This window comes from Nostoc sp. JL23 (assembly GCF_017115065.1).
Lineage (GTDB): Bacteria > Cyanobacteriota > Cyanobacteriia > Cyanobacteriales > Nostocaceae > Nostoc > Nostoc punctiforme_A.
Genome location: NZ_JABXKN010000028.1, coordinates 1 through 11,971, shown reverse-complemented (window position 1 = coordinate 11,971; position 11,971 = coordinate 1). Strand labels below are relative to the sequence as shown.

The window sequence follows — 11,971 nt, the reverse complement described above, 5'->3', positions numbered from 1 at the left end:
TGAGAAAACATATTTCTTGTTTTTCTTGGAATAATTTATTCTTTGGAAGTCCCATCCCTACTACTGGGCACCGTTTATTTTAATTGGTAATGGATTGTAATCCGCAACTCGTAATTTTATTTAATACATCAGTCTGCAATGCGATTGTATCGACTGACAATGCCAATGCATCGGCTTGCAATGTGATTGCATTAGTCTGCAATGCGATTGTATCCGTTTGCAAAAGTTAATTTCCCCTTTTTATAACCTTGTTTTCTCTAAAAACCTTACTACAGCCCTAAAAAGAAGGGTTTCCACATGAAACGGGGTAAAATATTCAGTATTTCATGTAAATGAAAATAGCTATATGCTTTTAGACCGCCATCGCTTTAGTCTATTTTGTGTCAGCCTGCTTTTGTGCTTCACAACTTTGGGACAATCATCAGCAAACGCAGCCTTTGTCAATCAGATTTTGGCACAGACCCAAACTGCTCAAAATCCGAAAGCTGAGGCAGATAGACTTTTAACAGAGGGTAAACAAAAACTAGAGCAAAATCAATTTCAAGCAGCACAAGAGACATTTGAAAAAGCTTTGGCTTTATATCGGCAAGCTAAAGACCGCAAGAGTGAAGGTGTTACTCTCTACAGTATTGGTGATGTTTACTATGCTCAAGCTGAGTTTTCTCAAGTGATCGCATTTTATGAGCAAGCTTTGGTAATTTGGAAGGAAGTAGGCGATCACGCTGAAGAAGCCAGAACGCTCAACGATATTGGCTTATCATACAGTAATTTAAGTCAGTACTCGAAAGCTTTGGATTACTATCAGCAAGCTTTAGCCATTCGTCAAAGAATCGGCGATCACTCAGGTGTTGGCAATAGCCTCAACAACATTGGCGCAATTTACGACAGCAAAGGAGAGTACCCCAAAGCCTTAGATTACTATCAGCAAGCTTTAGCCATTATGAAACAAATCGGCGATCGCCCAGGTGTTGGCACTATCCTCAACAACATTGGCTTTATTTACTCCAGTCTGCGACAGTACCCCAAAGCCTTAGATTACTATCAGCAAGCTTTAGCCATTCGCAAACAAATCGGCGATCGCTCAGGTATTGGACAAAGCCTCAACAACATTGGCTTTATTTACGACAGAAAAGGAGAGTACCCCAAAGCCTTGGATTACTATCAGCAAGCTTTAGCCATTATGAAACAAATCGGCGATCGCTCAGGTGTTGGCACTACCCTCAACAACATTGGCTTAGTTTACGACGGTCTCGGACAGTACCCCAAAGCCTTGGATTACTATCAGCAAGCATTAGCCATTCGTCAACAAATTGGCGATCGCTCTAAAGAAGGTACTACCCTCAACAACATTGGTGGAATTTACGACAGAAAAGGAGAGTACTCCAAAGCCTTGGATTACTTTCAGCAAGCATTAGCCATTTTTAAACAAATCGGCGATCGCTCTGGTGTTGCCAATAGCCTCAACAACATTGGCTTTATTTACGACAGCAAAAGAGAGTACTCCAAAGCCTTGAATTACTATCAGCAAGCATTAGCCATTTTTAAACAAATCGGCGATCGCTCTGGTGTTGGCATTACCCTCAACAACATTGGCTTTATTTACAAAAGTCCGGGAGAGTACCCCAAAGCCTTGGATTACTTTCAGCAAGCATTAGCCATTTTTAAACAAATCGGCGATGCAAGAGGTCAAGGCACTAATCTTAGCAACCTTGGCTTCACTTATTACAATTTGAAACAGTATGCTGATGCTGAAAGAAGACTACTGGCCGCCATTGAGATTTGGGAATCACTGCGACCTGGATTAACTGATGAAAGTAAAATCTCTATTTTTGAAACTCAACAATCTACTTACCGAAATCTGCAAAGAGTTTTGGTTGCTCAAAAGAAGACTAATCAAGCACTAGAAGTGGCTGAACAGGGACGAGCAAAAGCATTTATTGAGTTATTAGCATCCCGTTTATCCCCCGATTTGCAAAAGCAGAATCCTGAATCCTTGCAAAAAAAATTCATTGTGAATCTTGGGCAAATCAAACAAATTGCTCAAATGCAAAACGCCTCTGTGGTTGAATACTCCATTGTTTCCGATGAAGACCTCTACATTTGGGTTATTCAGCCTACAGGTAAGGTAGCGTTTCGCTCCGTTGACCTCAAAAAATCTTTAAGCACCTCTCTAGCAAAGCTTGTTACTAGCAGCCGTCAGTCCATTGGTGTAAGAGGACGTGCAAGCATTGAGATTGAACCTGTAGTTGATGCAGCAGACCAGAAAAAGCGATCTCAACAACTATACAAATTACTGATCGATCCCATCGCCGGACTCCTTCCCAGTGACCCAAACTCTCATGTTATCTTCATCCCTCAAGGTCAACTGTTTCTAGTTCCCTTTCCCGCCTTACAAGATGCTAATGGTAAGTATTTGATTGAAAAGCATACAATTCTCACTGCACCTGCAATTCAGGTTCTAAATTTAACCCATCAACAAAGGCTCAAGCCACACCCCGCAGATTTGCAAGAAGCATTGGTTGTGGGTAATCCCACTATGCCTAAAGTCACTACGAAACTTGGCGATTCACCTCAGCAATTGTCTAATTTGCCAGGGTCAGAAGGGGAAGCAAATGAAATTGCTAAACTATTTAAAACTAAGGCATTTATAGGAAATCAAGCTATAAAAGCCAAAATCTTGCCCAAGCTATCCCAAGCTAAGATCGTTCATTTAGCAACGCATGGGTTGTTAGATGATTTTAAAGGATTAGGCGTACCAGGAGCGATCGCACTTGCTCCATCTGGCAATGGTGAACTCAACGATGGCTTACTTACCGCCAATGAAATTTTAGACTTGAAACTCAATGCTGATTTAGTTGTCCTGAGTGCTTGCGATACTGCGCTAGGTCAAATCACTGGTGATGGTGTAATTGGTCTATCCCGTTCCTTGATTACCGCAGGTACACCCAGTGTTATTGTTTCGTTGTGGTCTGTACCCGATGCACCCACGGCTGAGTTGATGACTGAGTTTTATCGTAACTGGCGAGAGCGCAAGTTAGATAAAGCTCAAGCATTACGTCAAGCAATGCTCAAAACTATGGAAAATCATCCAAATCCCAAAGACTGGGCAGCATTTACCCTTATTGGCGAGGCAGAGTAATATCTAAAACCTATGCCAAATTGATGACTCTAGACAGCATTTGTTGCTCAACCTGATGGCAGCTTTGTTTGTCTATAAATATTGCTGATGGCGTTGTAATCTTTGTTTCATCCTAGATACTACAAATTATTTCAACACACTCAATTGTCTTCCTATTTCTGTATTAATACGTATATATAGATGATAATCTTCATCAGCAAATCAAAATTTATCTATTTTGGGGATGTGGGGAAAAGAGTAGGCTATGTCAATCATCAAGCGTCGTCAGTTTTTGCAATTCGCTGGTTCAGCTATAGCCACTCTGGGGATTAGCCAATTAGAAATTGAGCAGCAAGCTGTTCGCTATGCCCAAGTTTTAGCCCAAAATACCACACGTAAAAGGGCTTTGTTAGTAGGCATTAATGATTACCTAAAAGTAAATGATTTTCAATGGTATCCACTGGAAGGGGCTGTCAATGATACTCAAATCCAGAAAGAACTTTTGATTAATCTCTTCGGCTTTCAATCTGACGATATTCGCGTCCTACACGACCAAGAGGCAACCCGTGAAAATATCTTACAGGCTTTTGAAGAACATCTAATTAAGTGGGCACAGCCTGGAGATGTAGCAATATTTCACTACTCTGGACATGGTTCTCAAGTTGCCGATCCAGATAAAGTTTTTGAAGATGGGCGAGTCAGCACAATTGTACCCATTAATAGTTCCCTCCCATCTGGATATCCCAATAAAGGAGGCAAGGTCAATGATATTTCTGGACATACCTTGTGGTTATTAATGCAAGCTATCAACACAGAAAATGTCACTTTTGTACTAGATAGTTGTTTCTCAGGTGGTGCAAGGAAAGGGATTTTGAAAGTGCGATCGCGTCCCGGCGATCAAGAATTATTGCGTATTAAAGATTCCAAAATTCAACTTTTAGCAAGTACCGAAGAACAAGAATTTCAAAAACAACTGATGTCTCGGCTGAAGTTGACAAACTCAGACTTTGTAAAATTGCGTCAACAAGGTGTGCCGAAAGGAGTCATGCTTGCTGCTGCTAGACGAGACCAGTCAGCTATTGATACGCGCTTTGCTGATACCCCTGTTGGTATCTTTACTTATATACTCAGTCGCTATCTTTGGCAGCAAACATCCTCTGAGTCAGTTAATCAGGTGATGCTAAGTGCGATCGCCACAACCCAAAAAATACTGCAAGAATATTTTCCGACATCCGGCGTTGTGCAACAACCAGAATTTAACGTCAAACAGGGAAGTAATAACGATAAACAAATAGTTTACTTTACCAATCGAAAAAACATACCAGCCGAAGCAGTAGTTACCAAAGTACAAGGAAATCAAATTGATTTGTTTTTAGGAGGGATAGATCCTCGGAGTTTAAAAGCCTTTGGACGAGGTGCAACTTTTACAGTAGTTGATAGTCAAGGGCAAGACCAAGGGCAAGTCCAAATCGAGTCAAGGCAACAACTTAAAGCACAAGGCAAACTGATCCAGAGAACCACTAGAGGAGTGGCGATCGCACCTGGTACATTATTACAAGAGCGATCGCGGGCAATCCCCAATGACCTGACTTTGCGAATTGGACTAGATCCATCGTTAGGGAAAGATATAGAATCAGCACGACGGGCGCTTAGGGCAATTAACAAACGAATTGAGCCTGTATCAGCTAATCAGCCAGATATAAATTACATCCTGGGGCGAGTAACACAGGAGTATGTCAAGCAGTTGCAAAAATTGAATATTAAAAAGCTACCTGAAGTTGGTAGCATTGCCCTGTTTTCTCTAGCAGCCGATCTAATTCCTGGTTCTGATGGTTTTGCTGGAGAACGTGTATCTGACGGGGTAACTAATCGCTTGAAGGCAAAACTTAAATCTTTATTAGCCGCCCGGCTGGTAAAGCTGACCTTAAATACAACCTCTTCAAAATTGAGTGTGGCCGCTGCAATGGAAACAGTAGATGGCGGTGCTATTCAGGCAGAAGCATTTACGGTCAGAGGAGCAACTGTTGCACCCCTGAGTCGTAGTCGAGGACAAACCACTCGCTCATCTAATGTCCAACGCATTACAGCTGGAACCTTAATCCGCTTTTTAGTTCAGAATAACGAACCTCACGATCTCTACATCAGTGTGCTGCTCATCAGTGTAGATGGCGAGTTGTTAGTTCTCTCACCGCTACCGGGAAATGAAGATGCTCCTCCCATTGCCGCAGGGCAACAAATTCAAGTCCCCGACCCAGATCGCGGCGAATTGTATAAATTTAGGATTGCTGGTGAGCCTGGTGTCGCGGAAGTACTAGTAATTGCCAGTACGACACCTTTCAAAAAGGCGATTGAGTTATTGCAGGCACTTGCAGCAGAATCAGATAGCCAACGGGGAATACCTGTGAATTTAGATAAAAAACCAGATGAGGCAATTGTCAGTTTACTAAACGATCTCGACGAAGGTACTCGTGGTGCAGGCATAACGCGAGTTGATGGAACCAGCCAAATAGACACACAGCAGATGGCTGCACTATCGATTACATTTGAAATCTTGCCATCTTAGTAAGTCGATCGGTTGGGTCATTGCTAAGAATGAATATTCACTTTTGCATTTAAATGTAGTATGCGATTTAAATTTTCCTGGCTCAAGCTTAATGTTGCTTGCTTCTCAGCACTTCTGGTTTTCCTGACAACTAGTTTATTGACTCCTTTGCCAGGGTTGACACAGCCCCAACAGAATCAAATAAACGCTGAAACGGACAGGCTATTGAAGCAAGGGCTAGAACAGATCGCACTTCAGCAATTTGAGCCAGCAATTCAATCCTTGAAGCAGGCGATGCAGATATCGCAACGATTAGGCGATCGCAAATCTACCATCCTTGTCCTCAAGCATCTAAATACAGCCTTAGACAATTTGGAGAAATCTTTTCCCGTTAAGGCAAAAGAGCAACGCGAGCAAATTCTGTCTACACTACCTACTGACGAACTGACCGTCTTTCAAGGATGGAATGGCGAATTCGATCTGAATTTGGCAGGTTGGCAAATGCTCATGGATTTAGGCGATGACTATGTTAAATCAGGTAACTATACTGCTGCAACCCAGGAATATAAGAAAGCGGCGGTTATTGCCAAACTTCCAACAGAGCAAAACGGAATACCACCCTTCATCGTTCCCAAGCAGGAAAGAGGTCTATTAATTGCTCAAGCCAGAACTTTAACAAAACTAGGATGGACTTTGGGGAAATTAGGTGATTTACCAAATGCAGAAAAAACATTACGATCTTCTGGAAAAGTCTGGAGCGAACTCTGGAAAAAGACGCAAAGAGACGATCACAAGCAGCAGGTTGACGTTCTATCAGGAAGCGATGCTGTACGTTTAAAGATATTTGAAATTGGAGAAGAGCAGGCTCTAACTTATAGCTATCTACAATCTGTTCTAGTCAAATTAAAGCAAAAAAACCAAGCTTTGGCAGCGTCTGAGCAAGTAAGGACGATTGCCTTGATTGATGATTTGGGTTTTCGACTTTCTGGATTTTCTCAGCAAGAACTAGGTAGTAAACCAGTAACACTGAAGGAACTACAGCAGGTTGCTCATCTGCAAAATAGCACGTTAGTTGAGTACTCGATTATTTATGAAGATATTGTAGATAACAATCAGTATCGAGATGATGAAACAAATGCCTTTTCATCTGGTGCGTCAACTGCCAAACAGTTTATACAAATTCAAGAACTATCTCTTGAGAATTTGCTCCCCAAACCTACAAAATTATTTATTTGGGTGATTCAGCCAACTGGGAAAGTTGATTTTCGAGAAGTTGATTTGAAGTTGTTGAAAAAACCATTAGCCCAAGTGTTAATTGATAGCCGAGAGGCTATGGGTGTAAGAGGTCGAAGCTCGTCCATCAACATTGAGCCTATCGATGATACACAACAATTAACTCAGCTACATCAGCTATATCAGCTTTTAATTCAACCAATTGCCGAGCTACTACCTCGTGATGCTAATAAAAAAGTTATTTTCATTCCACATCGGAGCTTAACGCTAGTTCCGTTTGCTGCCTTGCAAGACGAACATGGACAATATTTAATCGAAAGAAACACAATATCTATTGCACCCTCTATTCGCTCGCTATCTCTTACACATCAGCTAAGACAGCGTGTTCGGGAAAGACAGAATGAGCTTCATGATTTCATTAAACCAGCACTTGTTGTGGGCAACCCTACAATGCCAGAATTTTCCAGCGTTCAAGGGCAAAAGCCTGAGCGCTTGCCTAGTTTACTAGGTGCAGAACAAGAAGCTCAAGCGGTTGCTAATTTCTTTAAAGTGCAAGCTTTAATAGGAGATAAAGCAACGATTACAGAAGTAAATCATTTACTCACAGGGGTAAGATTGATTCATCTAGCAACACATGGATTACTGGAAGTTTTCAGTGAGGATGGGCCTGGTGCGATCGCACTGGCACCATCTTCTAATAATTCAGGTTTTATGACAACGAGTGATATACAGAAGATACCAGAAATGGCAGCCGATTTAGTTGTTCTGAGTGCTTGTGATACAGCTAGAGGACAAATCACAGGTGAAGGAATCATCGGATTATCCCGTGGATTTATGACTGCTGGTATTCCTAGTGTTCTTGTTTCTCTATGGGCAGTGAATGATGTATCAACCGCAGAATTAATGATTGAATTCTACCGAAATATGCAAGAACGTCATCTCAACAAAGCGCAAGCACTGCGACAAGCAATGTTAACTACAATGCAAAAGTATCCAAAAAATCCTAAAAAATGGGCAGCATTTACCTTAATTGGTGAATCAGAGTAAAGTGATGAAGATGAGTCCAAAGGATTAGGCAGCATTCACTCTTATTGGTGAACCAAAATTAATAACACTCTCTCTTTTTATCTGCTTATGACTGATTCTCGCCTGCAACAGGCAATAAAACGTTATCAAACAGCTGTTGAGCAACTTAAGACTACTATTGATGCATCTACAGATCCCAATCATATAATCGCAGATGCTGCTCAACCAACTCAACCAGAAGAAGTAAAACAGCAACTTACACGCACACAAATTTTAGAAGTGTTCACAGCACGAGACGAAGTACAGGCAGCACTGGCAGATACTATGCAGACATCTGGAGAGAGTTTAGCAGCGATCGCTCAACTAGACAAGATACTCAAAGACAATGCTACAGCGATCGCGACTATCCGCGATACCATTGACTGGCAAACCAGCTTCAATCCTCCCAAAGAAGCGTGGTGGTGGTCATTACAACCTGAAAGAAAGCCTCATAAATTTTGGGATCAGCTTGATTGGTTTTGGAGCGCCGTTTCTATATCTTCGCTAACTATTTCTCTTGGTTTAGTCGGAGACATCTCATCTCGTTTCCTCACAGGTGGGCCTGATACACTAGGCGCACTGGCAGTAAGTACACAAAGCATTTTGACATTGCTAACTGCTGGTGGAGCACTTACCCTAGCGGGACAGGAGTCCTACAAACGCACTCTTAACAGGTTGAAAATACCAGAGCGATTTTGGCAGGAAATTAGCGCGGGTTTCTCACTTCTATTAGTAATTGGCTTGTTAGGTCTGCGGTTATCTCTGCCACAAATTGCTATCCTGTATAGGAACTGGGGCTACAAAAACTTTGTAGAACATGATTTAGGAAGTGCTGAACGGAACTATCAGCGAGCGATCAAGCTCAATCCTGATGACGCCCTGGCTCACTTTCGCTTAGGTGTAATTTACGAAGAACTACAAAGACTGGATCTTGCTCGTACTGAGTACCAAATTGCAGCGCAAGATAATATTCCCGATGCCATCAATAATCTATCTCGTCTTTACATTCTCAACAAAAACTATCCTCCTGCGGTGAATTTGCTGTTAAAAGTATTAGCTGATGAACACAAGTTAAAGCCTAGTACAGAAGCTAAATACGCTTTACTGAAGAATTTAGGTTGGGCAAGGCTAATGCAGGGCAATTATCCTGATGCAGAAGCCAAGCTACTAGAGGCGATTGACCTACAAATATCTGCCAAAGTCACAAAAAATATTGCGTCCCCTTACTGTCTATTAGCACAAGTCATGGAAGCCAAAAAGGATAAAAAAGGCGCTTTAAAAGAATGGGAAACTTGCATTCAATACGCTGATATTGCTTCTAGTACTGATGAAGATGGTTGGGTAATTACTGCTCAAAAACGCTTGGCAGAACAGGAGAATAAGAAATGAGTAGCTTAAATCTAACTTGCAAAATATTAGTATTAAGTGCAGTAGTATTGGGGATGACAAAAACTGCAATCGCCCAAGGTCAAGCAGCCACCGTCTACTCAGCTAGAATTGACTCCTCAACAGGTAAAGTATTCCTCAAGCGCCCTGATTGGTCAAATTTTCGACTTGTTTCTGTGGGAACAGAATTAAATCAGGGAGATCAGATCAAGCCTGATAAAGGTGTCAGGGTGAGAGTTGTTTGCCCTAATCTCTCCAAACCATTTGTTCCTGTAGGCGTTCAATCAGGTTTAAAAACAATCTGTCCTGTTTGGCAAGCAATTATATCTAAAGCACCTGCACCCGCGGGGACTTTAGGCGGTAATAATCCTCTAATTCCCTACTTAATTACCCCTCGCCATACTCTACTGTTGAGCAGTACTCCTACTTTCCGTTGGAATGCTATACCTAAAGCTACGCAATATACAGTAACTTTACAGAGTTCTACAGGAGTAGTGTGGCAAAAGCAGGTCAAAAACAATTCTCTAGTTTATCCTGGCTTACCTCGATTACAACCAGGAACAAACTATTCATTAGTTATTAAAGCCAATAATGGCAAAACATCTCAGGACGAAGGCACTTCTAACCTCGATTTTAGAGTGCTACGTAAATCTGAGGCAGCAGCTATCCAATCTGAAGTAACTAAAATAACTAAATTAGGATTAAATGAACAAGTAACTGCTCTAATGCTGGCAAATCTTTACAGCCGCTATACTTTACCGCAAGATGCAATTCAAGCCTATGGTCTAACTACTGATACCTTCAAAAGCTATAACTTGAGTGCAGATGCGATCACAACTTTAGAAACTTTAGTAAAAAAAGGTAAACGATCAACAATCATTTATCGCTCCTTAGGAGATATTTACTGGCAAACTGGATTAGCCCAAAAAGCAGTGGACAATTATTTGGCAGCAATCAAACTTGCCAAAAATGATGAAGATTTAGAAGAGAAAATATTAGCCCAATTCGCTTTAGGGGAAGTCTATGCTGCAACAGATGATAATAAGCAGGCTATAAGTTGGTATTCTCAAGCCAAGAATGGATATACTTTGCTAGGTGATAGTAGACGCGCCAATTTTTTAAAGCAGCAAATAGAAAGTCTAAGGCAACAATAGCTTCTCTTAGTCAAACTTTTGGTGCGATCGCTCCATGAGTTCGTCTTCCTAGTCTCTGCTCAAAGAATCAGCTTACGTAATGCATGAGGCGATCGCTAGTGGCTTCTACGAGAAAACCACACCAAATAGTAAAAACTGTTTGATGACTCTTATAAAAATGCGATCGCTCTTACATTATTTTTCTAAAGGTTATAAATTGCCCCATTCTGAGCTAACCACTGCTTTCGCTCAAGATAATCTGGCATAATACGCTCCACCCTATGCCAAAATGCAGTGCTGTGATCCGGTTCAATTAGATGCACTAATTCATGAATTGCCAAATACTCAATCATCGTTCGTGGTAGCATTGCTACTCGCCAGTGAAAATATAAATTCCCTTTGTGTCCGCAAGAACCCCAACGATTCCCTAACTCACGTACTTGTACGGTACGAGGCGAAGTAGTAACTCGTTCAATCAGTTTGGCAATTTGTTGTTCTACAATTGGCTGAAGGTGTTCCCGATACCAGTTAATAAAGTGTTCTCGACCTTGAGCTTGGGCTGGGCGTTGTAGCTCAAAGCGGCTTTGATATAGTTTCAGAGATGGTTGTTGTTGAACTTGCTCTACTACTTTCAGGCGATAGCTGCGTCCTAGATAATAAAAACCTTCACCTGATACGTATTCTTTAACACTAGCTGGTGGATTTAATGACTCTTTTTTTAAAAGTTTGCTGTAAATCCAGTAACGTTTCTCGCTGACAATTCTTTCTAATGTTTCTATTGGTACTTCTGGGGGAGAAGCTAAGACTAATTTACCATCACGCTCGACGGTAATACCTACGGTGCGGCGTTTGGAACTGTGGCGAATTTCAAAACTCAGGTCGCCAAAAGTTATGCTTGTCATGTCATTAAATTATCACGATTTCTCCTAGCTAGTTGGACTAATTTATCCGCAACTTCTTCAAGTTGGTTGTAACTCACTAAATCACGATCATCCAAGTAGCCGGCTATCCACCTTCTTAAATCCTCTTGGACTATTTGGCTACCCCAATTTACCCGTCGTACTTCTTGGCGGATATGTTCGACAATTTCCACAGTTGCTTGAGCAAGTTCGGGGAGTTGTTTTTGGGAATATTCGCCTAAAATGTTGAGAAATGGCATTTGAGTTTTAGGATCTAATCCAGTCTCATCTGTAGTACGACCAGTTTGGATTTGTTCTATATATTTCCGCAAAGCCTCAACTTTTGCTTCCCAGTTATCAGCTAAAGATTCCAAAATTTCTGTTAGTTTTTCACTTAAATTTTTGTAATAAACTGGGTCTTCTTCATAATTTATGCTGATATGGTGACGAGCAGCGAATTCCATTTCTGCGGCTTGTGCTTTAATCGAGCGATGGCGCTGGACATGGGTTTTAAAATCCAGCGACATGATATCAATTGGTGCAAAAGTGTTGAATGTTAAGAAAAATCCGATAAAAATAACCCAAAATATGGTAA

6 protein-coding genes and 1 pseudogene are annotated in these 11,971 nt (G+C 41.4%); 5 read left to right on the top strand and 2 right to left on the bottom strand.

Going from position 1 to position 11,971, the window contains the following annotated elements; all coding sequences use genetic code 11:
• The first annotated feature begins 346 nt into the window (after positions 1 to 346).
• From HWQ42_RS04505 to HWQ42_RS04485, 5 genes are all read left to right on the top strand, one after another.
• Positions 347 to 3,139, top strand: coding sequence for a tetratricopeptide repeat protein (locus HWQ42_RS04505; RefSeq protein WP_292809700.1), 2,793 nt, complete (start codon positions 347 to 349; stop codon positions 3,137 to 3,139).
• A gap of 244 nt (positions 3,140 to 3,383) precedes the next feature.
• On the top strand, positions 3,384 to 5,681 hold the full coding sequence (locus HWQ42_RS04500; RefSeq protein WP_292809698.1) for a caspase family protein: 2,298 nt from the start codon (positions 3,384 to 3,386) through the stop codon (positions 5,679 to 5,681).
• Between the two features lie 60 nt (positions 5,682 to 5,741).
• Entirely contained in the window at positions 5,742 to 7,940 is a 2,199-nt protein-coding gene (locus HWQ42_RS04495; protein ID WP_292809696.1) for a CHAT domain-containing protein, read from the top strand.
• A gap of 87 nt (positions 7,941 to 8,027) precedes the next feature.
• The gene (locus HWQ42_RS04490) at positions 8,028 to 9,347 is read left to right on the top strand and encodes a tetratricopeptide repeat protein (RefSeq protein WP_292809694.1); all 1,320 of its coding nucleotides are present in this window, start codon (positions 8,028 to 8,030) and stop codon (positions 9,345 to 9,347) included.
• A gap of 53 nt (positions 9,348 to 9,400) precedes the next feature.
• Positions 9,401 to 10,498, top strand: coding sequence for a lipopolysaccharide assembly protein LapB (locus HWQ42_RS04485; protein ID WP_292809692.1), 1,098 nt, complete (start codon positions 9,401 to 9,403; stop codon positions 10,496 to 10,498).
• Positions 10,499 to 10,680: 182 nt separating this feature from the next.
• Here HWQ42_RS04485 and HWQ42_RS04480 read toward each other — a convergent pair whose 3' ends face one another.
• The gene (locus HWQ42_RS04480) at positions 10,681 to 11,379 is read right to left on the bottom strand and encodes a M48 family metallopeptidase (protein ID WP_292809690.1); all 699 of its coding nucleotides are present in this window, start codon (positions 11,377 to 11,379) and stop codon (positions 10,681 to 10,683) included.
• Positions 11,376 to 11,971: pseudogene (locus tag HWQ42_RS04475) on the bottom strand (restriction endonuclease subunit R); the annotation flags it as partial. The pseudogene HWQ42_RS04475 and the gene HWQ42_RS04480, both read right to left, overlap by 4 nt.

Coding starts and splice junctions, on each gene's coding strand:
- HWQ42_RS04505 (WP_292809700.1), top strand. CDS start 347: ATGCTTTTAGACCGCCATCGCTTTAGTCTATTTTGTGTCAGCCTGCTT.
- HWQ42_RS04500 (WP_292809698.1), top strand. CDS start 3,384: ATGTCAATCATCAAGCGTCGTCAGTTTTTGCAATTCGCTGGTTCAGCT.
- HWQ42_RS04495 (WP_292809696.1), top strand. CDS start 5,742: ATGCGATTTAAATTTTCCTGGCTCAAGCTTAATGTTGCTTGCTTCTCA.
- HWQ42_RS04490 (WP_292809694.1), top strand. CDS start 8,028: ATGACTGATTCTCGCCTGCAACAGGCAATAAAACGTTATCAAACAGCT.
- HWQ42_RS04485 (WP_292809692.1), top strand. CDS start 9,401: ATGACAAAAACTGCAATCGCCCAAGGTCAAGCAGCCACCGTCTACTCA.
- HWQ42_RS04480 (WP_292809690.1), bottom strand. CDS start 11,379: ATGACAAGCATAACTTTTGGCGACCTGAGTTTTGAAATTCGCCACAGT.